Origin of the sequence: Mycobacterium sp. 852002-50816_SCH5313054-b (assembly GCF_001667185.1) — a bacterium.
Lineage (GTDB): Bacteria > Actinomycetota > Actinomycetes > Mycobacteriales > Mycobacteriaceae > Mycobacterium.
Map to the genome: position 1 here is coordinate 39,688 of NZ_LZIC01000054.1, position 20,919 is coordinate 60,606.

Annotated in this window: 26 protein-coding genes; 12 read left to right on the forward strand and 14 right to left on the reverse strand. The window is 67.5% G+C overall.

The genetic code is table 11. The features are described 5' to 3' along the window. Positions 1-11 precede the first annotated feature (11 nt). Together gnd and A5787_RS11325 are read right to left on the reverse strand one after the other, a co-directional pair. Positions 12-1,034 carry a phosphogluconate dehydrogenase (NAD(+)-dependent, decarboxylating) gene (gnd, locus tag A5787_RS11320; RefSeq protein ID WP_066966091.1) on the reverse strand — a complete coding sequence of 341 codons (1,023 nt, stop codon included), beginning with the start codon at positions 1,032-1,034 and terminating at the stop codon, positions 12-14. 14 nt (positions 1,035-1,048) lie between these two features. Then, positions 1,049-2,455 carry a glucose-6-phosphate dehydrogenase gene (locus A5787_RS11325; RefSeq protein WP_066966337.1) on the reverse strand — a complete coding sequence of 469 codons (1,407 nt, stop codon included), beginning with the start codon at positions 2,453-2,455 and terminating at the stop codon, positions 1,049-1,051. Between the two features lie 112 nt (positions 2,456-2,567). Between A5787_RS11325 and A5787_RS11330 the strand changes: the two genes are divergently transcribed. Next, positions 2,568-3,404 (forward strand): adenylate/guanylate cyclase domain-containing protein, encoded by an 837-nt coding sequence (locus A5787_RS11330; RefSeq protein WP_231993934.1) that lies wholly within the window; start codon positions 2,568-2,570, stop codon positions 3,402-3,404. Here the strand turns inward: A5787_RS11330 and A5787_RS11335 are convergent. Further along, positions 3,356-3,565, reverse strand: coding sequence for a hypothetical protein (locus A5787_RS11335; protein ID WP_066966097.1), 210 nt, complete (start codon positions 3,563-3,565; stop codon positions 3,356-3,358). The two genes, A5787_RS11330 and A5787_RS11335, sit on opposite strands and share 49 nt — an antisense overlap. A gap of 21 nt (positions 3,566-3,586) precedes the next feature. On the opposite strand from A5787_RS11335, the gene A5787_RS11340 reads away from it, so the two are divergent. From A5787_RS11340 to A5787_RS11350, 3 genes are read left to right on the forward strand one after another with little or no spacing between them, the layout of a single operon-like run. After that, positions 3,587-4,405, forward strand: a complete 819-nt coding sequence (locus A5787_RS11340) for an SDR family oxidoreductase (protein WP_066966100.1) — start codon at positions 3,587-3,589, stop codon at positions 4,403-4,405. Continuing rightward, the gene (locus tag A5787_RS11345; protein WP_066966104.1) at positions 4,398-4,769 is read left to right on the forward strand and encodes a carboxymuconolactone decarboxylase family protein; all 372 of its coding nucleotides are present in this window, start codon (positions 4,398-4,400) and stop codon (positions 4,767-4,769) included. The genes A5787_RS11340 and A5787_RS11345 overlap by 8 nt, the downstream gene beginning before the upstream one ends. A 10-nt stretch (positions 4,770-4,779) precedes the next feature. Further along, positions 4,780-5,460, forward strand: coding sequence for a guanylate cyclase (locus A5787_RS11350; RefSeq protein WP_066966107.1), 681 nt, complete (start codon positions 4,780-4,782; stop codon positions 5,458-5,460). On the opposite strand, the gene A5787_RS11355 is transcribed toward A5787_RS11350, so the two are convergent. The 5 genes from A5787_RS11355 to A5787_RS11370 form a co-directional block, all read right to left on the reverse strand. Beyond that, the gene (locus tag A5787_RS11355; protein WP_066966110.1) at positions 5,457-5,780 is read right to left on the reverse strand and encodes a putative quinol monooxygenase; all 324 of its coding nucleotides are present in this window, start codon (positions 5,778-5,780) and stop codon (positions 5,457-5,459) included. The two genes, A5787_RS11350 and A5787_RS11355, sit on opposite strands and share 4 nt — an antisense overlap. Positions 5,781-6,031: 251 nt before the next feature. After that, on the reverse strand, positions 6,032-6,571 hold the full coding sequence (locus tag A5787_RS11360) for a glycoside hydrolase (RefSeq protein WP_066966113.1): 540 nt from the start codon (positions 6,569-6,571) through the stop codon (positions 6,032-6,034). 277 nt (positions 6,572-6,848) lie between these two features. Continuing rightward, a complete protein-coding gene (locus A5787_RS11365) occupies positions 6,849-7,247 on the reverse strand; it encodes a VOC family protein (RefSeq protein ID WP_066966116.1) in 399 nt (132 codons plus the stop codon). Positions 7,248-7,321: 74 nt separating this feature from the next. Continuing rightward, positions 7,322-7,705 (reverse strand): hypothetical protein, encoded by a 384-nt coding sequence (locus A5787_RS26635; RefSeq protein WP_082977178.1) that lies wholly within the window; start codon positions 7,703-7,705, stop codon positions 7,322-7,324. A 14-nt stretch (positions 7,706-7,719) separates the two neighbouring features. After that, complete coding sequence (locus A5787_RS11370) at positions 7,720-8,112, reverse strand: hypothetical protein (protein ID WP_066966120.1); 393 nt, start codon at positions 8,110-8,112, stop codon at positions 7,720-7,722. Positions 8,113-8,575: 463 nt separating this feature from the next. On the opposite strand from A5787_RS11370, the gene A5787_RS11375 reads away from it, so the two are divergent. Further along, positions 8,576-9,055, forward strand: coding sequence for a hypothetical protein (locus A5787_RS11375; protein ID WP_156763895.1), 480 nt, complete (start codon positions 8,576-8,578; stop codon positions 9,053-9,055). A gap of 59 nt (positions 9,056-9,114) precedes the next feature. On the opposite strand, the gene A5787_RS11380 is transcribed toward A5787_RS11375, so the two are convergent. Next, complete coding sequence (locus A5787_RS11380) at positions 9,115-9,543, reverse strand: hypothetical protein (protein ID WP_066966128.1); 429 nt, start codon at positions 9,541-9,543, stop codon at positions 9,115-9,117. 70 nt (positions 9,544-9,613) lie between these two features. Beyond that, positions 9,614-10,711: a redox-regulated ATPase YchF gene (gene ychF, locus A5787_RS11385; RefSeq protein WP_066966131.1), complete on the reverse strand. Its 1,098-nt coding sequence runs from the start codon at positions 10,709-10,711 to the stop codon at positions 9,614-9,616. A 122-nt stretch (positions 10,712-10,833) separates the two neighbouring features. Between ychF and A5787_RS11390 the strand changes: the two genes are divergently transcribed. Beyond that, the gene (locus A5787_RS11390; RefSeq protein ID WP_066966134.1) at positions 10,834-11,943 is read left to right on the forward strand and encodes a DUF6542 domain-containing protein; all 1,110 of its coding nucleotides are present in this window, start codon (positions 10,834-10,836) and stop codon (positions 11,941-11,943) included. Here A5787_RS11390 and A5787_RS11395 read toward each other — a convergent pair. Continuing rightward, complete coding sequence (locus tag A5787_RS11395; protein ID WP_066966137.1) at positions 11,940-12,938, reverse strand: 4-hydroxy-3-methylbut-2-enyl diphosphate reductase; 999 nt, start codon at positions 12,936-12,938, stop codon at positions 11,940-11,942. The two genes, A5787_RS11390 and A5787_RS11395, sit on opposite strands and share 4 nt — an antisense overlap. A 65-nt stretch (positions 12,939-13,003) precedes the next feature. On the opposite strand from A5787_RS11395, the gene A5787_RS11400 reads away from it, so the two are divergent. From A5787_RS11400 to A5787_RS11420, 5 genes are all read left to right on the forward strand, one after another. After that, the gene (locus A5787_RS11400) at positions 13,004-13,606 is read left to right on the forward strand and encodes a lipid droplet-associated protein (protein ID WP_066966140.1); all 603 of its coding nucleotides are present in this window, start codon (positions 13,004-13,006) and stop codon (positions 13,604-13,606) included. Further along, complete coding sequence (gene xseA / locus A5787_RS11405) at positions 13,603-14,850, forward strand: exodeoxyribonuclease VII large subunit (protein ID WP_066966143.1); 1,248 nt, start codon at positions 13,603-13,605, stop codon at positions 14,848-14,850. Before A5787_RS11400 ends, xseA begins: the two co-directional genes overlap by 4 nt. After that, entirely contained in the window at positions 14,840-15,085 is a 246-nt protein-coding gene (locus A5787_RS11410) for an exodeoxyribonuclease VII small subunit (RefSeq protein ID WP_066966146.1), read from the forward strand. Before xseA ends, A5787_RS11410 begins: the two co-directional genes overlap by 11 nt. A gap of 77 nt (positions 15,086-15,162) precedes the next feature. Beyond that, positions 15,163-16,251, forward strand: coding sequence for an NAD-dependent epimerase/dehydratase family protein (locus A5787_RS11415; protein WP_066966150.1), 1,089 nt, complete (start codon positions 15,163-15,165; stop codon positions 16,249-16,251). 155 nt (positions 16,252-16,406) lie between these two features. Further along, entirely contained in the window at positions 16,407-16,769 is a 363-nt protein-coding gene (locus A5787_RS11420; protein WP_066966152.1) for a VOC family protein, read from the forward strand. A 17-nt stretch (positions 16,770-16,786) separates the two neighbouring features. Here A5787_RS11420 and A5787_RS11425 read toward each other — a convergent pair whose 3' ends face one another. The 3 genes from A5787_RS11425 to A5787_RS11435 are packed head-to-tail and all read right to left on the reverse strand — an operon-like array spanning position 16,787 to position 19,822. Further along, on the reverse strand, positions 16,787-18,322 hold the full coding sequence (locus A5787_RS11425; protein WP_066966155.1) for a carboxylesterase/lipase family protein: 1,536 nt from the start codon (positions 18,320-18,322) through the stop codon (positions 16,787-16,789). Positions 18,323-18,338: 16 nt separating this feature from the next. Then, positions 18,339-19,136: a dienelactone hydrolase family protein gene (locus A5787_RS11430; RefSeq protein WP_066966158.1), complete on the reverse strand. Its 798-nt coding sequence runs from the start codon at positions 19,134-19,136 to the stop codon at positions 18,339-18,341. 11 nt (positions 19,137-19,147) lie between these two features. Continuing rightward, positions 19,148-19,822 carry a DUF4245 domain-containing protein gene (locus A5787_RS11435; protein ID WP_066966161.1) on the reverse strand — a complete coding sequence of 225 codons (675 nt, stop codon included), beginning with the start codon at positions 19,820-19,822 and terminating at the stop codon, positions 19,148-19,150. Between the two features lie 55 nt (positions 19,823-19,877). Between A5787_RS11435 and glpX the strand changes: the two genes are divergently transcribed. Continuing rightward, entirely contained in the window at positions 19,878-20,918 is a 1,041-nt protein-coding gene (gene glpX, locus A5787_RS11440) for a class II fructose-bisphosphatase (RefSeq protein WP_066966165.1), read from the forward strand. Position 20,919 lies beyond the last annotated feature (1 nt).

The following is a 20,919-nucleotide window of genomic DNA, read 5'->3' on the forward strand; positions in this document are numbered from 1 at the left end:
CGCGATCGCCGCTAGTTAGCCGGCTTTTCGGCGTGCCCGCCGAATTGCTTGCGCATCGCCGACAGCGCCTTATTGGCGAAGTCGTCGAGTGAACGTGAGGCAAAGCGGGACTGCAGCGCGGTCGTCAGCACCGGCGAGGGGACGCCCTCGTCGATCGCCGCGATGGCGGTCCAGCGGCCCTCCCCGGAGTCGGAGACCCGCCCGGAGAAGTCCTGCAGGTCGGGCGATTCGTGCAGCGCGATCGCGGTCAGGTCCAGCAACCACGAGCCGATGACGCTGCCGCGGCGCCACACCTCGGCGACATCCGGGATGTCGAAGTCGTATTGGTAGAACTCGGGATTCGACAGCGGCGCCGTTTCGGCGTCCCCCTGCTGGATTTGCTTGCCGATGTCGGCGTTGCGCAGGATGTTCAGCCCCTCGGCCAGCGAGGCCATCATCCCGTACTCGATCCCGTTGTGCACCATCTTCACGAAGTGCCCCGCCCCGGACGGGCCGCAGTGCAGATAGCCCTTTTCCGCTTGTGCGACGGCGCCGTCGCGGCCGGGCGTGCGCGGCGCCGCGTCCACCCCGGGCGCGACGGTCGCGAAGATCGGCTCCGCGTGCTCGAACGCATCCGTGTCCCCGCCGATCATCAGGCAGTAGCCGCGTTCGCGGCCCCACACTCCGCCGCTGGTGCCACAGTCGAGCAAGTGAATGCCCTTCTCCGACAATGTCTTTGCGTGCGTGATGTCATCGCGGTAGTAGGAATTGCCGCCGTCGATCACGATGTCCCCGGGCTCCAGCGTTTTGGCCAGTTCGTCGATCACTCCCGTGGTGATGGTCCCGGCCGGCACCATCACCCAGACCACCCGAGGGGTGGAGAGTTTCTCGGCGAGCTCTTGCAGCGAGGACACCCCGGTCGTGTTGTCCTCGCCGTCCATCGCCTTGACCGCGTCGGCGCTGTGGTCATACACCACGCACTCGTGGCCGCCCTTGGCAACCCGCCGAACGATGTTGGCGCCCATGCGACCCAGGCCGATCATCCCTAGCTGCATCTTGTCCCGTCTCCTTAGTCTTTCGTCTGCTTGGTGTGGGGCAGCCACGGTTCCTGCCAGCTGTGGTGGCCGTGCAGCAGCGACTGCGCGGCCTCGGGTCCCCAGGAGCCGGGCTCGTAGTGATGAATGCGGCCGGGCTTGTCCAGCACGGGCTGCACGATCCGCCAGGTTTCCTCGATGGCGTCCTCCCGGGCGAAGAGCTGGCGGTCGCCGTTGAACGCGGCGTAGAGGAGCCGTTCGTAGGGCCGCACGGCTTCACCGAGGTCTTCGGCGAACGACGAATCGAGGTGAACGTCGTGCCACGAGTTGCCGGCCTGGGCGGACAGCTGCAGGCGCAGCCCCGGGTCGGGGTCGATGCGCAGCACGATCTGGTTGGGCTCGGGCGGCCGGCGGTTGGGCAGAAACGAGAACCCGGGCACGTGATGGAGGAACATCCGGACCTCGGTGACCCTTTCGGGCAGCGCCTTGCCGGCGCGCAGGAAGATCGGTACCCCGGCCCAGCGCCAGTTGTCGATTTCGGTGCGCAGCGCGATGTAGGTCTCGGTCTGCGAATCCTTTGCCACCCCGGCGACGTCGGTATAGCCGCGGTATTGCCCACGCACGCAGCGCTCCGCGTCCAGCGCCGGCATGGCCCGGAACACCTCGGCCTTCTTGTCGTTCAGGTCGTCGTCGCTCGGGCCGACCGGCGGTTCCATCGCCACCAGGGCCAGCACCTGCAGCAGATGGTTTTGCACAACGTCACGCAGCGCACCCACCGCGTCGTAGAACTTGCCGCGGTCCTCGATCCCGAAGTCCTCGGCCATCGTGATGTGGATTTCGGAGATGCTGTCGCGGTCCCACACCTTGGCGAGGCCGTTGTTGGCGAAGCGCAGGTATTGCAGTTCTTCGACGGGCTGTTTGCCCAAAAAGTGGTCCACGCGCAGGATTTGGTCCTCGTCCAGCACCGCGCGCAGCCGGGCGTTCAGGTCGCGCGCGGAGGCGAGGTCGTGGCCGAACGGCTTTTCCACCGCGACGCGCGCGCGCTCCAGCAGCTCGACCTTCGCGAGGTTCTCGACGATCGGCGCGAACAGTGACGGCGGCATCTCCAGGTAGTACAGCGGGCGGCAGTCCTTGCCGACCCGCTTGGCGAGCTCCTTGTACAGCTCGGGGTCGGTGACGTCGCCGTGCAGGTAGGACAACCGGCCCGCCAGCCGGTCGAACACGGCGTCGTCGAGGTTCTCGCCGGAGGCCTTGATGGCATCGCGCGCCCGCTCGGCCAACTGCTCGACCGACATGTCGTCACTGGCCACACCGATGATCGGGCACTTGAGCAGGCCGCGCGATTCGAGCCGGTACAACGCGCGATACGTCATCTTGCGGGCCAGATCACCGGTAATGCCGAATATCACCAGCAGATTTGACGAACTATCACCGTCGGCCAAGACGCGCACCTCCCTTGAGATTCGCTACCCGCGGCGGCCCGCGCTCAACCCTAGACATTGCATTTGGGCCCGACAACCCGAATCGAACGCGGCCTTTGGCAGGATGCCAAGCGTGGGTTCCCAAGCAGGAGACGTCCTGCATATCGCGCTCTACGTCCTGGCCGGAATCGCCGCGGTCGAAGCCGGCACGATCGGCGTTCTCTCGGTCCTGCTGGTGCGCGCCCGCCGCGAGGTCGAAGAGTTGCAGCAGAGGGCCGACGCGCGCACTCAGCTGCTGTCGGGCGGCCGCGAAGCCGTCAAGAGGGTGTGGAACGCGGCCAACGTGATGCGCAAGGAGGGCTTCGGCGCGGCGGTGCGCAGCTCGATCGAGGACCTCGCCGACTGGGCCGAGGTGGAGCGGCCGGACCTGGCCCGCGTCACCCCGGACGGCCGGGTGGTGATCCTGTTCTCCGACATCGAGGAGTCCACCGCGCTCAACGAGCGGATCGGCGACCGCGCCTGGGTCAAGCTGATCGGCTCGCACGACAAGCTCGTTTCGGGACTCGTGCGGCAACATTCCGGGCACGTCGTCAAAAGCCAGGGGGACGGCTACATGATCGCGTTTTCGCGCGCCGAGGACGCGGTGCGGTGCGGCCTCGACGTCCAGCAGGCGCTGCACAAGGACGCAAAACGCAAGCGGCACGACGGCATTCGGGTTCGGATCGGGATCCACATGGGCCGCTCAGTGCGGCGTGGCGACGATCTGTTCGGGCGCAACGTCGCGATGGCGGCGCGCGTCGCCGCCGAGGCCGTCGGTGGCCAGATCCTGGTCAGCGAACCGGTGCGGGATGCCGTCGCCGACTGCGACGGCATCGGATTCGACGAGGGCCGTGACGTCGAACTGAAAGGATTTTCGGGCAGCTACCGCTTGTTCGCCGTCGAACCCGAAGCCGACCCCGACTTCGACTGAAACCTCTCCCCGTCGGATTCGGCCAGCCGCTGATGCAGCCGCGCGCGGATCTCGTCGGCGGTGTAGGCACGTCGCTTGCGTTGGTCGCGGGCTACCAACACCCCCCCGGCGACGACGCCGGCGACACCGGCCAGGCCGATCCACTTCCAAACGCTGCGCATGGTTGACAGGCTATTACCGCAATGCACACCCTTCGCGACAAGGTCGCCGTCGTCACCGGAGCGGGCAGCGGCATCGGGCGCGCCATCGCCGGCGCGCTCGCCGGACGCGGGGCACACATCGTGGCCGTCGACATCGACGACGCCCGCTTGGCGGCCTTCCCCGGCGGTCTGACCGACGCCGGCGTGCTCGTTGTGCCCGCCGACGTCTCCGATCCGGTTGCCTTCGACGGCGTTCGGGACGCCGCGCTGCGGCGATTCGGCCGGGTCGACATCGTGGTGAACAACGTCGGCGTGCTGACGAACGGCCTGCCCGAAGACATTCCGGTGACCGAGTGGCAACGCATTCTCGATATCAACCTGATGTCGGTGGTACGCAGCAACGCCGCCTTCCTGCCGCTGCTGCTCGATCAGGGCAGCGGGCATCTGGTCAACACCGCGTCCTTCGCCGGGCTTTTCACCTATTCCTACGACCGGCTCCCGTATGCCGCCACCAAGGCCGCCATCGTGCAGATCAGCGAGGGCCTGGCAATTTATCTGCGCCCCAAGAACATCGGCGTCACCCTGCTGTGCCCGGGGCCGGTGCTGACCAACATCGCCGCCGTCGTGCCGACGTTCGGCGACGGGGCGCCGCTGCGCGTTCCCGGTGAGCAGTTCGAGTTGCTCGACCCCGCGCCGGTCGGCGAGCTGGTCGCCGACGCGATCCTGCGCAATCGATTCTTCGTGCCCACCCACGCGGGTGTCGTCGACGAGTTGCGCCGCCGCGTCGATGACTGGGACGCATACATCGACTACCAGATATCCCGGGAACCACGAAAACGAAAGGCAGACAACGATGGCTGACGCCCGAACCGAGGGCCTGGATGCGCTCAAGGAGATGTTGCCCGGCGTCATCCCGGACAACGCCCCCGGACTGAGCGATGGCGGCATTGCCGACGAACTCGGTGACATGAGCCTCGATCACGTTTTCGGCGCCCTGTGGACGCGGCCCGGCCTCGATCGGCGCTCTCGCAGCCTGGTAACCCTCGGCGCGCTCATCGCCCTGCGGGCCAGCGACGAACTGAAGCTCCATTTCCAGATCGCGCTGCACAACGGGTTGAGTCTCGAGGAGATCGAAGAGGTGATCTACCACATGACGGGCTATGCGGGTTATCCGGCGGCCATCAACGCGCGCAGGGTCGCACGCGAAGTTCTTCGACACTCATAGGCTGGCTTGCATGCTGACACTGGACCAGGCGCTGGAAGAGACCCGGACCGGCGACCTGTGGCTGTTCCGCGGGCGCTCGCGACCCGACCGCGCGATCCAGACCTTGACGAACAGTCCGGTGAACCACGTCGGCATGACCGTGGCCATCGACGACCTGCCCCCGTTGATCTGGCACGCCGAACTGGGCGACAAACTCATCGACGTGTGGACCGGCACCAACCACCGCGGCGTGCAGCTCAACGATCTTCGCGAGGCGGTCGGGCAATGGATGGAGCGCTACCAGCAGCGGTGCTGGCTGCGCCAGCTGACGCCGTACGCCACCCGTGAACAGGAGAACAAGCTGCTGCGGGTCATCGCGCGGATGGACGGCACCGCGTTTCCGACCACCGCTCGGTTGACCGGCCGGTGGTTTCGCGGGCGACTACCGACCATCAACGACTGGGTGCGCGGGATCCCGTTGGTGGACAGAAAGATTCGCGAGCAATCGCAGCGACGCAGGCAAGAGCGCAAGATGAGCCTGGAGACGGCGTATTGCGCGGAGACGGTGGCGATCACCTACGAAGAAATGGGCTTGCTCGTCACGGATAAGGACACGAACTGGTTTGACCCGGGGAAGTTCTGGAGCGGTGACGTGCTCCCGCTCGCCCCAGGGCACCGGCTGAGCGACGAAATCGCTGTTGTCGTCGGTTAATCGACCGACATCTCGCCCATCTCGGACCAGCCCACGGCGTCGATGGTCTGGCTGACGATCTTGGGCGTGGACTTCAGCGCCTGCGGGAGTTCGCGCATCGCGCGCTTGAAGTGATCGCTGTTGACGTGGACGCCTCCCGCGTCACCGTCCCGGAACGCCTCCACGAGGACGTACTCCGCCGGGTTGTCCAGGCTGCGCGACCACTCGAACCACAGGTTGCCCGCTTCGGCGCGAGTGGCGGCCGTGAAGGCGGAGACCAGTTCCGGCCAGCGATCGGTCCACTCCGGTTTGGTCTCGAACTTGACGACGATGAAGATCATGACCGCTCCCCGTCTTTGCTTGCAGCCCCGGGCAGCGCCAGGATACGTGGCCGCCCCGCGGCCCGCACGATTCGAGCTGCAGCAAAGTTTGCCTAGACATCCTCATTGACGCCTAGGCAAATCTTTGCTAATGAACGTTCGTCAGCCCGACAGTGACGTATGCCACAAATTCCGTGCATGGGGGGTCAGATCACAATCACGATGAATTGCTAAATGCTTCGCATAAACCGAATCACTCGCGATTCAATTTGTTACGTATTCGCAATTCCCGGGGCGCCGGGCGGCGGCAGGTCCGGCGCCGGGGGCGCGGGAGCCGGCGCGTCGACCAGAAGCGGCGCGGGCGGGGCGTCCGGCGGCGGCGGCGGGGCGTCCGGCGGTGGCGGCGGCGCATCCGGCGGCGGAGGTAGTGCGAAGTCGCCATCCGGCAACGGCAGGAACATGTGGTGGGTGAATCCGGCCTGGTAGGCGCCCGCGCCACCGATGTGCACGCCGCCGCGCTCACCGCTGGACACCGGCGTGCCGTCCGGCAGGGTCACCGCGGTGTGACCGCCGTTCCAGCCGATCACCAAGGCATTGGGGGCGGTTCCGTACTGGAAACCCCGGGCCAACAGCGCGGCCTCCTCGTTGCCGGTGTTGAACCTGCTGCCGTAGACCGGCCGGTCGGTCGCCGCGTTGGCGACCCATGAGGCGAGCCCGGAGCAATCGGTCCCGGCGGGAGAATCTCCACCCGGGATATAGGGCGTCCCAGAGACCTGATTGATGAGTGTCATCAACGTTGCTAGTACAACCATGGGCAGGCACGCTAGCAATAGAATTCACCGCAAGCCAAAATTTGTGGCGTAGGTCATTCACACTCCGGATAATGGTGTTCGCCGCATCGGTAGCAAATCGATTACAAAGCAGCAAATATCCGAACAGGAAATAGCGCGATGGCCCTACAGGCGCGGCTGCAGGACCCACTACGGCCCTTGGTACGACACGGCGGGGCTTCCTGGCGGATTGGATCGCGCCGTCGGTGCGCGCACGCCGTCGCGCGGCGCTGAGCCGTTAAGTCCTCTTGCGCGACAGTCACACGCCGAATTTTGCGCGGGCCTCGTCGGTGACTGGAGTGAACAGGTTGAGGAGGTTGCCGTCCGGATCGCGGAACAACAGGGCGCGGTTTCCCCACGGCATGGTGGTCGGCTCCGTCACGACCTCGCCGACGCGGTCGCGGAGCCGCTCGTATTCGGCGTCCACGTCCTCGACGAGGAATTCCACGATCGCGCTCCGGTTGGCCGCCGGCTCGGCGGATCCGACCCCGAACAGCGGCACCGTCTTGTCGCTACCGATGGCCAGCGTTCCGACCGGCGTCGGGATCTCGGCGAACAGCTCGTTCCCCCAGACGGCGGGGACCTCCGTGACCGCCTCGTAAAAATCGACGAGCCGCTTGACGTCGGCCGTGATGATGCGGGTCGAAACGAACTTCATGGAGCCTCCCCAGTGGGCCGGTGCGCGGTGTCCTGCGTCGACGCAAGGCTAGGCGGCGCCTCCGACAACCAGGGTCAGACCGGAGTCCAGACTCCGTTGTTCCAGAATCCCCACACGTTGACGGTCGGGTTCCACATCAGCTGCGCCCCGGGCGCCCACGGCGGCGGGGGCGGCTGGGGCGGCGCCCACCCCATCGTGGGTCCCCATGGCCCCCATCCCGCCGGACCGCTCTGGCCGGGCCGGCCTTGCCAGTCGTGGCACTGATGCCAGTCCCAGTTGTAGACGGTGCCCCAGCCAGGGTCCCATTGATCACCCGGGCACCAATGATTGCCGGGTGCGGGGAGCGGAGCCGCCTGCGCCCAGGGGGCCAGGCCCAACGCGGACAACGCCAACCCGCCACCCAGCAGTGTGCTCGCGAACCGCTGAACCCACGGTCTCGTGTGCCTTGAGGTCGCCATCGCCCACCAATCCACTACGTCGCGGTCCCCTCGTCCGGCGAAGACGGGAGTTCTTGGAGACGTCGCCGGGTTTCGGACACCGCGCGCCTGATTTCGGCCGTTTCCCGTTGGGCGGCGGCGTGCTCGCGATCCTCGTGTTCGTCGACGCGTTGCAGTCTCTCACGCTCGCGCTCTTCGGTCGTGCCCTCGCGGATGTCGGCATCCACCTCTCGGTCGTCGGCCCATTGCTCGCGGATGTCCGCGATCCGGTCCCGCTCATCGGCGATGCTGTCGCGTTCGTCTGCGAGCCGCTCGCGCCCCAATAGCTCACTCTCACGCAGCGCGATTGCCTCCTCCCGCCTGTAGGACTCATCGTCGGGGGGATCGAGTTCAGCCGGCGTGTCGGCACGGTTCTCGGCGGCGACCAAGGTTCAACGATAACTCCGCGGGGGTCACTCGCGCTGGTCCTGCCCGTCACAGTGGAACCCCATCATGCTGGGCCTCCGCGTCGTGGATTGCTTATATCGACATCCGCGGGCATGAACGCTCACACGCCGGGGTCGTCGAAGTTTTCGGCCGCCCGGCGCCCACGGCGCACCCTGAGATGAAGTCGGCGGGGCCAAGGCCCGACCGATCGCGAGCGTCGCCGAGGCGGCATGCCGTCTGGAAGCGCGTCGCGGAGCGTCCTCGCACGGCGCTGATCTTGCCCTTGCACCCAGGCGACATTGGGCCGGCCCGATGTCGCCAACGAGGCTGCTGATCTCCGTCAGAAGGCTGGGCATGGGCCGTTATTCACACAAAAGCGGATCGCGGCAAACCCATTACTGGGCCTGTATTTTGCGGTGACATGGTCGTATTGTGCTGCCGGAGGGCTACCAGTTAGGAACGCCGATGAGGAAGATCCCAGCGATAGCGACCGCCGCGCTGGCCGCCGTGGCTGTCCCGCTCGCGGCACCGGCATCGGCCGACCCGGTGATGGCCGACCAGATGGTGAGTGGGATGTATAGCCTGCACTTCCCTGATGGAAGCCTCGCAGATCAAACGTTCAAGGCCACGTCGTGCAGTATCGGGTGCGTCCAAATCGATTTTTCCAACACCTCGGGCCAGGCCCAGTTCTACGCCGATCGGTGGCACGCAACCTTTCCGCCGAATCCTGCGGCGTGGCGCTGCAGCGACGGGTCGGTGCACAGGGGCTTCGACGAATGGACGTGGGACCCCGGCACCGGGATCGGCACGATGGTTGTCGTTCGTACCGAGGCAGCCTGCGGCTATACGGACCACAGCAGCATACCCATCGCGCACCGCTTCGCCTTGACCAAGCTGAGCGGCCAGTCGGGTCAGCCAGGCAGTCTGGCGCCCGCCGTCGCGTAGCGAGCAGACCCACTAGACGTTGAACCGGAACTCCACCACGTCGCCGTCGGCCAATGCGACTACTGCTGTACTTCGAGCAGATGGGCATACGGGTCTGCTTCGGCCCCAACGGATTCCGGCATCGGATAGTACGTCTTGATGAGCAGGTTTCCGTCGTCATCCCACGCGAAGGTCTCGATACTGTGCGCAACTCCAACGTTCGGCTCCTTGCCGAAGTGGTTCTCGCACACCCACGCCATCTCGTTCCCATTGACCTGAACCTTGATCATATTGATCTTGAGGATCGACTGAAACATGTCGAAGGCATCCGACGTGGCGGCTGCGAACCCGTGTTTCTCCTCGGTGCCCACCGGGTCGAACATGCGGACCTCGCCGGGACAGATGGTGCGCCATGACGCCACCCACTCGTCCTTCTTGCCCGCATTCCACAGATCGGCGTGCTTGGACGCGTGCGCTAAACGAGCCTCCCGGCTCGGAACCTTGCTCATCTCTGCCCCATCTCCCTCCTCATCAACCCTGATGGCCACGGTAGCTGGACGCCTGTCCAGCCGAAAGGGTCTACGCCTTGGCTTTCGACGTAGACGTTGTTCCGAACCGGAACTCGACCACGTCGCCGTCGGCCATGACGTAGTCCTTCCCCTCCATGCGGACCTTGCCGGCCGCTTTGGCCGCCGCCATGGACCCGGCGGCAATCAGGTCGTCGTAGGACACGATTTCGGCCTTGATAAAACCCTTCTCGAAGTCGGTGTGGATGACCCCGGCGGCCTTGGGCGCGGTATCGCCTTGATGAATTACCCACGCCCGCGCCTCTTTTGGGCCGGCCGTCAGGAAGGTCTGCAGCTTGAGTGTGTGAAAGCCCGCGCGGGCCAGCGCGTCCAGGCCGCGCTCGGTCTGCCCGATCGACTCGAGTAGCTCGGCGGCCGACTCGTCGTCGAGCTCAATCAGCTCGGATTCGATTGCGGCGTCGAGGAATACGGCGTCGGCGGGGGCGACGAGCCGGCGCAACTCGGCGACCCGCGCGGCGTCGCTGAGCACCGCCTCGTCGGCGTTGAAGACGTACAGAAATGGCTTGGTGGTCAACAGGTTAAGCTCGCGCAGCAAGGACACGTCGGCGCCCGCGCCGAACAGCGTCTTGCCGCCGTCCAACACCGCCTGGGCGGCGACCGCCGCGTCGTGGACGGGCTTGCGCTCCTTGCTGGTGCGCGCCTCCTTCTCCAGCCTCGGCAGCGCACGCTCGAGCGTTTGCAGGTCGGCCAGGATCAACTCGGTTTCGACGATCTCGATGTCGGATTTCGGATCGACCTCGCCCGCCACATGGGTCACGTCGTCATCGGAGAAGACCCGCACCACCTGGCAGATGGCGTCGCATTCGCGGATGTGGGCCAGGAACTTGTTGCCCAGCCCGGCGCCCTCCGAAGCGCCCTGGACCAGTCCGGCGATGTCGACGAATGTCACCGGCGCCGGGACGATGCGCTCGGACCCGAACAGCTCCGCCAGCTCGGCCAGCCGCGGGTCCGGCAGCGATACCACGCCCTCGTTGGGCTCGATCGTCGCGAACGGATAGTTCGCCGCCACCACGTTGTTCCTGGTCAGCGCGTTGAACAGCGTCGACTTGCCCACGTTCGGCAGGCCCACGATTCCCAGGCTCAGGCTCACGGGGATCCAAGTCTAGGGCGCGCCGCGACAGGCCGTTCAGGCGTGTGCGACGCCGTGGCACGCCAGCGGTCCCTAACAAGGTCTTTACCGGCGTTTCGGCCCATTCCCGGTACGGTCTACATGTGTCAGAACAGCGGGCAAGATCGGCGGTCGAGGCTGGCCACCGTTCGATCCACCCCAACATTCCAGGTGTGCCGTGGTGGGCGGCCCTGGTCCTTGCCGTAGCCGCGACGGCTGTCGGTTATGCGATCGACGCCGGTCACAAGGATCTGACCCACGTCTTCGCCGGCTTCTATATAGCCGGCTGCGTGGCCGCGGTGCTGGCCGTGCGGCAAGACGGCGTGTTCACCGCGATCATTCAGCCCCCGCTGATTCTTTTCTGTGCGGTGCCGGGCGCCTACTGGATGTTCCATGGCCGCAAAACCGGCAACCTGAAAGACCTCCTGATCAACTGCGGCTATCCGCTCATCGAGCGTTTCCCGCTGATGCTGGGCACCGCGGGCGCCGTGCTGCTGATCGGCCTGGTGCGGTGGTATTTCGGCAAGTCGCAGCCGGCGGCCGCCGAAGCCAAGGACGACGCCGAGGCCACGGGGACCCGTGGCTCCTTCGTCGGCGCCCTTGGCGGGAAACTGAATTCGCTTCTCGGCCTCGGGGGTACCGAGGACGCGGAGGAAGCGGCGCCCAGCGGCTCGAAGCGGACCCGCCAGCCCGGCCGTTCGCCGAAAGCCGCTTCGAGGGCCGGCCGCACGACGCGTGGCGATCGGCCCGAACGTCCCGGCCGAGCGCACTCCCGGCGGGCCCGACCCCCGCTGGACGACGAGCGCGATCCCAGAGACGCCCGCGACGAGCGGCCGCGGCGGGGCCGCCCGGCGCCGCCCGGCGACTTTGATCCTGCCGACCCGCCGCCCCGGCCACGGCGCCGCCCCCGGCCGCACGACGATGCCGACATCCGCCAACCGCCGCGCGAGACCCGTCGCGAGCCGCGCACCCGCCGCAATCCCTACGAACCGCCGGCTCCTCGCGGCAGCCGCTTCGACGGTTATGACCCGTACGAGCCCTACGAGCCCCCGCGGCGCCGCGCCGCCCCGACCGGGAACGGCTCCAACCCGACACACCACCCGATCTCACAGGTGCGTTACCGCGATTCGGGCGCGGCCGAAGATCCCGGACCCGCGCAGCGCCGCCGCGCGCCGCGCGGCTTTCCGTCGGAGTCCTGGGAGTACGAAGGCTAGCGAGCGGACCTGATCTCGCGGGGCAGCGCGAACACCAGGGTTTCCTGGGCCGTCGTCACCGGCTGCACCACATCGAAGCCGCATTCGGCCAACCGCTCCAGCACGCCCCGCACCAGCACCTCGGGGACCGACGCGCCGGAGGTGACGCCCACCGTCGTGACGCCCTCCAACCACGTCGGGTCGATGTCGTCGGCCCAGTCGACCAGGTAGGCGGCCGCGGCTCCACCGCCCAGCGCCACCTCGACCAGCCGCACCGAATTCGACGAGTTGCGGGATCCGACGACGATTACCAGCTCGCACTCGGGCGCCATCGCCTTGACCGCGACCTGCCGGTTCTGGGTCGCGTAGCAAATGTCGTCGCTGGGCGGGTCCTGCAGCTTCGGGAAGCGTTGCCGCAGCCGCTCGACGATTTCCATCGTCTCGTCCACCGACAGCGTGGTCTGCGACAGCCAGACCACCTTGTTCTCGTCGCGGATCGTCACGTTGTCCACCGCGCCGACCCCGTCGACCAGTTGCACGTGCTCGGGCGCCTCGCCCGCGGTCCCGATGACCTCCTCGTGACCCTGATGCCCGATCAGCAGGATGTCGTAGTCGTCCCTAGCGAACCGCCTGGCTTCGTTGTGCACCTTGGTCACCAGGGGGCAGGTGGCGTCGATGGTATGCAGGTTGCGTTCGGCGGCCGCGGCGTACACGGTCGGCGCGACGCCGTGCGCGGAGAACACCACGATGGCCCCCTCGGGGACCTCGTCGGTCTCCTGGACGAAGACGGCGCCGGCCTTTTCCAGGGTGTCGACCACGTGCCGGTTGTGCACGATCTCGTGGCGCACGTAGACGGGGGCGCCGTGCTTTTCCAAGGCGCGCTCGACCGTCTCGACGGCCCGGTCCACACCCGCGCAGTAGCCACGCGGCTCCGCCAGGAGCACCCTCCTGCGGACCGGATCGTTGACTACCGAGCTGGCTGCACCGGGAATTCCCATGTCGACAGTCGGCGGCATGACATTCAGGGTACCGGCCGGCGGCGGGCTTGGAGTTGGCCGCGGGTTAAGGCAGGCTTGGACTCATGGCTACTGCACCGTACGGAGTTCGGCTGATAGTCGGCGCGGCGACAGTCGCCGTCGAGGAGACGATGAGACTGCCGAAGACGATCCTGATGTATCCCATGACGGTTGTCAGCACCGCGGCTCACCTGGTGATGCGGTTTCAGCAAAACCTGGCCGAGCTGGTGATCAAGGGCGACAGCACCCTGGAGTCGATCTTTCCGCCCAAGGATGAGAAGCCGGAGTGGGCGACCTTCGACGAGGATCTGCCCGAGGACGCAATCGAGGGGGCCAACGCCGCCGCGCCGGAAGGCGGCGACGGCGAGCGCAGGGCCGAGGGCCGATTCGCGCTGTACTCGGTCGCCGACGCGCACGAGGACGCCAGCGCGCTCGTCAAACCGGCCAGGAAATCGAAGGCTGCCGCCACCAAGACGGCTGCGCCGGCACCGGCCGTGGTGGCCGAACTCGACTATGCGAGCCTGACGCTGGCCCAGCTGCGGGCCCGGCTGCAATCGCTGAGCGTCGACGACCTCGAAGCCCTGCTGGCCTACGAACAGGCCACCAAGGCCCGCGCACCGTTCCAGACGCTGCTCGCCAACAGGATCACCCGCGCGAACGCCAAGTGACCCGAGCTAATCCCGAGGCGAACTCCGCGGAGAACCCCTTTCCGGTGCGCGCGGTGGCGATCCGGGTGGCGGGCTGGATCGACCGGCTGGGCACCGTCTGGGTCGAGGGCCAGTTGGCCCAGATCTCGATGCGGCCCGACGCCAAGACGGTGTTCATGGTGCTGCGGGACCCGGCCGCGGACATGTCGCTGACCGTGACGTGTTCGCGCGACCTGGTGGCCAACGCGCCGGTGAGACTCGACGAGGGCACCCAGGTGGTGGTCTGCGGCAAGCCCTCGTTCTACACCGGGCGCGGCACATTCTCGTTGCGGCTCAGCGAGATTCGCGCCGTCGGCGTCGGCGAGCTGCTGGCGCGCATCGACCGGCTGCGCCGCCTGCTGGACGCCGAGGGGCTGTTCGACCCGCGGCTCAAGCGGCCAATCCCCTTCCTGCCCACCATGATCGGTCTGATCACCGGGCGGGCGAGCGCCGCCGAACACGACGTGACGACGGTGGCGGCCGCACGCTGGCCCGCGGTGCGTTTCGCCGTGCGCAACACAGCGGTGCAGGGGCCGAACGCGGTCGCGCAGATCGTGGAGGCCCTGCGTGAACTCGACCGCCACCCCGAGGTCGACGTGATCGTGGTGGCCCGCGGCGGTGGGAGCGTCGAGGACCTGCTGCCCTTCTCCGACGAGACGCTGTGCCGCGCGATCGCGGCGTGCCGCACCCCCGTCGTCAGCGCGGTGGGCCACGAACCCGACAACCCGCTGTGCGATCTGGTAGCCGACCTGCGCGCCGCCACTCCCACCGACGCCGCCAAGCGGGTGGTGCCCGACACCGCCGCCGAGCAGCGGCTCATCGACGACCTGCGCCGGCGTAGCGCCCAGGCGCTGCGCAGCTGGGTGTCCCGCGAGCAACGCCACCTGACCCAGCTGCGCAGCCGGCCCGTGCTGGCCGAACCGCTGACGGCCCTGACGGCGCGCGCCGACGAAATCCACCGCGCGCGCTCGGCGGTGCGCCGCGACATCCGGCGGCTGGTCACCGCGGAGACCGACCGCGTCGGCCACCTCCGCGCGCGGCTGGCCACGCTGGGCCCCGCGGCCACCTTGGCCCGCGGCTACGCCGTGGTGCAGGCGCTTCCTGACGCCGGACCACCGACTGTGCTGCGCTCGGTCGACGACGCGCCCCCGGGCACCCGGCTGCGGGTGCGGGTGGCCGACGGCGCCGTGGCGGCCGTGAGCGAGGGAGGCACCGATGGGCGCTAACGAGGAGCAGTCCATGCCGTCGATTACGCCCATTAGTCAGCTCGGGTACGAGGCTTGCCGCGACGAGCTGATCGAGGTGGTACGGCTGCTCGAGCAGGGTGGCTTGGACTTGGATGCGTCGCTGAAGCTGTGGGAAAGAGGCGAGGAACTCGCGAAAAGGTGCGAAGAGCACTTAGCTGGCGCCCGCAAGCGGGTCGAGGACGCGCTCACGGCGGGCCAGCCCGAAGAGGGCTGACGGCCGGCCGTACCGGGAAACCGGCTACCAGAGCTTTGGAACAGGTTTCAGTTTTTCTCGACTATGCTTCGCGAACTATGGGTGATGCATCACTGACAACCGAACTGGGCCGCGTTCTGGTCACCGGCGGCTCGGGCTTTGTCGGCGCCAACCTGGTGACCACCTTGCTCGACCGCGGTCACCAGGTGCGGTCCTTCGACCGCGCCCCCTCGCCGCTCCCCGAGCACGCCAACCTAGAGGTGCTGCAGGGCGACGTCACCGACTCGGGCGTTTGTGCCGCGGCCGTGGACGGCATCGACACGGTGTTCCACACCGCGGCGCTCATCGAGCTGATGGGCGGCGCGTCGGTGAGCGACGAATACCGTCAGCGCAGCTTCGCCGTCAACGTCGGGGGCACCGAGAACCTGGTGCACGCGGGGCAGGCGGCCGGGGTGAAGCGGTTCGTCTACACCTCGTCCAACAGCGTGGTGATGGGCGGGCAGAACATCGCCGGCGGCGACGAGACCCTGCCCTACACCGACAGGTTCAACGACCTCTACACCGAGACCAAGGTGGTCGCCGAGCGATTCGTCCTGAGCCAGAACGGCGTCGGCGACATGTTGACGTGCGCTATCCGGCCCAGCGGCATCTGGGGCCGCGGCGACCAGACGATGTTTCGCAGGCTGTTCGAAAGCGTGATCGCCGGCCACGTCAAGGTGCTGATCGGCCGCAAGTCGGCCCGGCTCGATAACTCCTACGTGCACAACCTGATTCACGGTTTCATCCTGGCCGCCCAGCACCTGGTGCCCGGCGGCGCCGCACCTGGTCAGGCCTATTTCATCAACGACGCCGACCCGATCAACATGTTCGAGTTCGCCCGGCCGGTGGTCGAGGCCTGCGGGGTGAACTGGCCGCGGGCCCGGGTCAATGGGCCGCTGGTCCGCGCGGCCATGAGTGGTTGGCAGCGCATGCATTTCCGGTTCGGGATACCGGCGCCGCTGTTGGAGCCGCTGGCCGTCGAACGACTGTATCTGGACAATTACTTCTCGATCGACAAGGCCCGCCGCGACCTCGGCTACGAGCCGCTGTTCACCACCGACAAGGCGATGTCCGAATGCCTGCCCTACTACGTGGACCTGTTCCAGCAGATGAAAAGCCAAGCGCAGCAGGCCAAGCCGGCGCGGTAGCACCGCAGTCTCGGTAGCCGCATCAGCCACACCGGCACCGTCGAGCTGCCCATTGGGCATTCCCATTTGCGGTATCACCGGCGATACCGCAAATCGAACTCGCCTATTGGCCGGTAGCGCAGGCCCGCTTTCGTTCAATGCGCCACACTGGACACATGACGCTTCTCGGCGCCGACCCCGTCCTCGCCGTGCATGACCTTGACCGCGCGGCGGAGTGGTTCACCCGAATACTGAATTGCACGGTGACTGAGCCCGATCCGGGCAACTGGGCATTCTGCTCGGCAGGGTCGGTGACGTTCAGGCTCGGCCGCTGTCCGGAGTCGTTGCCGGCCTCGGACCTCGGTGACCACAGCTACATCGCGTATTTGACCGTTGCCGGCATCGACGAGTACTTCAGGCGCGCCGTCGCTGAAGGGACTGAGATCCTCAAACCCCCGACGATCGAACCCTGGGGTCTGCGCGAGATGGGTCTGCGATCACCCGAAGGACACCGGATCATGCTCTCGGAGCCGCTGTAGCAGCGGCCTTGACGACCCTAGCGGAAGCTCACCATCTCGGTGCCCCACGCCGCCCGGATGGGTGCGTCAACGTCGTTGACGATCGTGTCGCGCTTGTCGATGAGCAGACAGGCGCGATCCGCCGCCTGGTAGGGCGTCCAGTCCGGCTCACCGGCCGGGCCCGCGGGTTTCCCGTGGGTGGCGAAGTTGGTCCACCGGGTGCGTACCCGTTTCGACACCGCCTTGGCGGTCTTGGTGCCGCCGAGCTTCAGGGTCGGGTCCTTTGGCGCCCCGAGATTGCCCCAGACGTAGGGCAATTCGGTGGCGTGGGCGGCGTTGACCAGGAGCACCTTCAGCAACGGTGTCGAGTAGTCGAACCGATAGAGATACACCGGCGCGACCCTGCTGTGGCCTTCGGCCAGCCACACCGACGGCATCCGGAACCCGACGTCGGTCGCGATGCTCAAAAACCTTGCCTTGCGCCTTAATCCCGAGTAGGCCGACACGATCTGGTCCTGGGTGGGCAACTGCAGGTCGGGCTGCTCGGCGGCGATCTGGGTGAACATCGACGTGATCGCGCGCGGGGTGATCGGCATCAGCGGCGAGCGCATCAGCCGGAAGAGCGCCGCCTCATGCCTGTTGGTGCCGATGATCAGCGGGACCGGGTGCGAGCAGCCGTCCTGCGCCAGCTTGACCGGGTAGTCGTGCAGCAGGTCGCCGTCGACGATCGGGACGAATGCAAGCGTGCCCGGATTGCGCACCGGCACTTCGTCGAACACCTCTTGCGACGCTGCCAGGATCGCCGCGATCGGTGCTTCGGGCAAGCTCCCCGCATCGGTCCCTAGCTTGTCGAGGAAGCTCACGGCGACGCGCTCAGCCCTTTCGCGGTCGTACACCGATGTGGCCGGCGAGCTTTGGGCGATCGCGCCCGCGAACAGGCCCTTGGCCGCAGGGGTGGCAAGCAGTGTCGTGACGATCCCCGCTCCCGCGGATTCGCCGAACAGCGTGACCCTTTCGGGATCGCCGCCGAACGCCTCGATGTTGTCGCGCACCCAGCGCAACGCCGTCAGCACGTCGCGCAGCCCGATGTTCGAGTCGAAGCGGCGCCGCGCGGTGCTGAACGACGACAGGTCCAGAAAGCCCAGCGCCCCAAGCCGATAATTGACTGTCACCACGACAACGTCACCGCCGGTGACCAGACGGTGGGCGTCGTACAGCGGCTGGCTGCCCGACCCCAGGACGTAGGCGCCGCCGTGCAGCCACACCATCACCGGTTTGGCGTCACCGGGCACGGCGTGCGCCGGCGCCCAGACGTTGAGGCTCAGACAGTCCTCGCCCTGCGGCGCACCGAGTTCCAGTGGCATGTTGGGAAAGGCGGGCTGCGGGCAGGCCGGGCCGTAGGAGGTGGCATCGACGACATTGCCCCACCGCCGCGGGGGCTCCGGTAGCCGGAAACGCAGGTCGCCGACGGGCGGCGCGGCGTACCGAATGCCCCTCCAAGTCCGGAGGCCGCCGTCGGTGGCGCCCCGGACCGGGCCGTACGTAGTTTCGATCACGCGGTCGTCGGTCGCCATGCGTTGAGAAACTTCCCTAACTAAGCCGCTCGGTGAGGAATTGGACTACCCGTTTGCGGGCTTCATAAGCGGGTTGGCCGTCGACTTCGCGGACCTCGTCGGTCAGCACCGAGTGCGCACCCTTGGCGAAGCCCCCCTCGTTGCCGGGTCCCGAGTCGATCTCGATGACTTCGAACGCGTCGCCGAGCCGCGCCTTGAGCGTGGCGAACCGTTCCCGCGGCACGACGTTGTCCTCGCTGAACCGCAGGCCCATCGCGCACAGGCCGTCGTTGGCGCAGCGATCGGCGACGGTTGCCAACTCGGATTCGCTCAGCCCCGGGTCGGCGCGTCGCGCTCGGCCCAACGGCAGCGGTACCGACGGCTGGGACAGCACCGGGGCCAGCACGCTGTCGTCGACGGCGGAGGCCAGCGCGAAGCCGCCGGTGAAGCACTGCCCGATGACGCCGACGCCCTTGCCCGGCGTCGACGCGTTGAGGTCACGCGCCAGGGCGCGCAGGAACACTGACACCGGCCGCTGCTTGTCGGTGGCGAACGCCGCGAATTCCCTTGCGACGCAGGCCCGCGCGATCGAACTGAGGATGTAGCCGCCCGTCTTGGGCTTGCCCGGCTCACCGAACAGCGAGGGCATCGCGACGGTGAAACCGTTGTCCACCAGGTGATTACCCAGGCCCAGCACACCGGGATGGATGCCGGGGATTTCCGGGATCAGCACCACCCCCGGGCCGGCGCCCTTGCGGTAGACGTCGTGGGTGTAGCCGCCGCCGCTGAACGGCGCCACCGACCATCCGGACAGGTCTGCTTCGGGTGCGGTCACGTGCCTTCCCTTCAATGCGCGGGTAGGGGCGGCTGGGATTGTGTCGCCGCCGCCAGCGTACGGAACTGATCGGCGCCACCGGCGCCGGTGATCGCGATCTGGGTGGCGCCGGCCGGACCGGCGAGCCTGGTGGTCCACACCGGCTCGGCGTCGGCGTCGTTCTGGCCGGCGCCGCAGTAGACGACCCAGGTGGTGCCGTCGACGTCGGCCGTCCCGGTCGGATACGCCGACGCGCGGATCGAGCCGACGAGCCTGTCCTCGTCGGCGTTGCTCTGGGTCAGGCTCAGATACATTCCCGCCGGGCTGATGTAGCCGACGGTCGAGGTGGCCGCGTTGAGCCGCTGACCGGTCGAGGGGTCTTTGCGACCGCCCTCGATGCCGCCGCGGCCGCCGGAGTTGGCGTGCCAATCGCCGGGTAACCGGGGCAGCCGGATGGGGAACCCCAGCGTCTGGGCATCGGCCCGCAGCGCCACCGCCGCGTCATAGGCCGGGATCACCCCTTTGTTGGTCCCGACCGGCCGGAACGAACACATTCCCACCAGGCCGGCCAGCACGATGCACCCGATCACCAGCGGTACGAGCGACCAGAACATGTCGCGCCCGTCCTGCAACAGCCGGGGCTTGGCCGCGCGGGGTGCCGGTGCCGGCTCGCCTACCTCGGCGTTCGGCGGCGGCTGCTCGGTCATCTCCCGAGTATCCCAGTTCCCGCAGACCGATCCGCTTCTGGGACAATCTCCAACCATGACAGCATCGCAGCCACGGTCGCGCGGCGAAGCACCAGACCGCAACCTGGCCCTGGAACTGGTCCGTGTCACCGAGGCCGGCGCCATGGCTGCGGGCCGCTGGGTGGGCCGCGGCGACAAGGAGGGCGGCGACGGCGCCGCCGTCGACGCGATGCGCGAACTGGTCAACACGGTGTCGATGCGCGGCGTGGTGGTCATCGGCGAGGGCGAGAAGGACCACGCGCCGATGCTCTACAACGGCGAGGAGGTGGGCAACGGCGACGGCCCGGACTGCGACTTCGCCGTCGACCCGATCGACGGCACCACGCTGATGAGCAAGGGCATGCCCAACGCCATCTCGGTGCTGGCGGTGGCCGACCGCGGCGCGATGTTCGACCCGTCCGCGGTGTTCTACATGAACAAGATCGCCGTCGGGCCCGAGGCGGTGGACGTGCTCGACATCACCTTGCCGATCGCCGAGAACATCAAGGCCGTCGCCAAGGTGAAGGCCTTGTCGGTGCGCGACATGACCGTGTGCATCCTGGACCGGCCGCGGCACGCCCAGCTGATCGAGGACGTCCGCGCGACCGGGGCCCGCATCCAGCTCATCACCGACGGCGACGTCGCCGGCGCGATCTCGGCCTGCCGGCCCCTCTCCGGGACCGACATGCTGGCCGGGATCGGCGGCACGCCGGAGGGCATCATCGCCGCGGCCGCGATCCGCTGCATGGGCGGCGCCATCCAGGCGCAGCTGGCCCCCAAGGACGACGAGGAACGCCAGAAGGCGATCGACGCCGGCCACGACGTCGACCGGGTGCTGACCACCGAGGACTTGGTGTCCGGCGACAACGTGTTCTTTTGCGCCACCGGCGTCACCAACGGCGACCTGCTCAAGGGGGTCCAGTACTACCCGGGCGGCTGCACCACCCAGTCGATCGTGATGCGGTCGAAGTCCGGGACCGTGCGCATGATCGAGGCCTACCACCGGCTGTCCAAGCTCAACGAGTACTCCGCGATCGACTTCACCGGCGACAGCTCTGCCGCCTATCCCCTGCCCTGAA

Excerpts from the sequence above, each read along its gene's own strand:
- A5787_RS11415 (WP_066966150.1), top strand. The coding sequence starts at position 15,163 with ATGGGTGATGCATCACTGACAACCGAACTGGGCCGCGTTCTGGTCACC.
- A5787_RS11395 (WP_066966137.1), bottom strand. The coding sequence starts at position 12,938 with ATGCCGCCGACTGTCGACATGGGAATTCCCGGTGCAGCCAGCTCGGTA.
- A5787_RS11365 (WP_066966116.1), bottom strand. The coding sequence starts at position 7,247 with ATGAAGTTCGTTTCGACCCGCATCATCACGGCCGACGTCAAGCGGCTC.
- glpX (WP_066966165.1), top strand. The coding sequence starts at position 19,878 with ATGACAGCATCGCAGCCACGGTCGCGCGGCGAAGCACCAGACCGCAAC.
- A5787_RS11340 (WP_066966100.1), top strand. The coding sequence starts at position 3,587 with ATGCACACCCTTCGCGACAAGGTCGCCGTCGTCACCGGAGCGGGCAGC.
- A5787_RS11435 (WP_066966161.1), bottom strand. The coding sequence starts at position 19,822 with ATGACCGAGCAGCCGCCGCCGAACGCCGAGGTAGGCGAGCCGGCACCG.
- A5787_RS26635 (WP_082977178.1), bottom strand. The coding sequence starts at position 7,705 with ATGGCGACCTCAAGGCACACGAGACCGTGGGTTCAGCGGTTCGCGAGC.
- A5787_RS11420 (WP_066966152.1), top strand. The coding sequence starts at position 16,407 with ATGACGCTTCTCGGCGCCGACCCCGTCCTCGCCGTGCATGACCTTGAC.
- A5787_RS11380 (WP_066966128.1), bottom strand. The coding sequence starts at position 9,543 with ATGAGCAAGGTTCCGAGCCGGGAGGCTCGTTTAGCGCACGCGTCCAAG.
- A5787_RS11360 (WP_066966113.1), bottom strand. The coding sequence starts at position 6,571 with ATGGTTGTACTAGCAACGTTGATGACACTCATCAATCAGGTCTCTGGG.
- A5787_RS11400 (WP_066966140.1), top strand. The coding sequence starts at position 13,004 with ATGGCTACTGCACCGTACGGAGTTCGGCTGATAGTCGGCGCGGCGACA.
- A5787_RS11345 (WP_066966104.1), top strand. The coding sequence starts at position 4,398 with ATGGCTGACGCCCGAACCGAGGGCCTGGATGCGCTCAAGGAGATGTTG.
- A5787_RS11355 (WP_066966110.1), bottom strand. The coding sequence starts at position 5,780 with ATGATCTTCATCGTCGTCAAGTTCGAGACCAAACCGGAGTGGACCGAT.
- A5787_RS11410 (WP_066966146.1), top strand. The coding sequence starts at position 14,840 with ATGGGCGCTAACGAGGAGCAGTCCATGCCGTCGATTACGCCCATTAGT.
- A5787_RS11425 (WP_066966155.1), bottom strand. The coding sequence starts at position 18,322 with ATGGCGACCGACGACCGCGTGATCGAAACTACGTACGGCCCGGTCCGG.
- gnd (WP_066966091.1), bottom strand. The coding sequence starts at position 1,034 with ATGCAGCTAGGGATGATCGGCCTGGGTCGCATGGGCGCCAACATCGTT.
- A5787_RS11375 (WP_156763895.1), top strand. The coding sequence starts at position 8,576 with ATGAGGAAGATCCCAGCGATAGCGACCGCCGCGCTGGCCGCCGTGGCT.
- A5787_RS11350 (WP_066966107.1), top strand. The coding sequence starts at position 4,780 with ATGCTGACACTGGACCAGGCGCTGGAAGAGACCCGGACCGGCGACCTG.
- A5787_RS11335 (WP_066966097.1), bottom strand. The coding sequence starts at position 3,565 with ATGCGCAGCGTTTGGAAGTGGATCGGCCTGGCCGGTGTCGCCGGCGTC.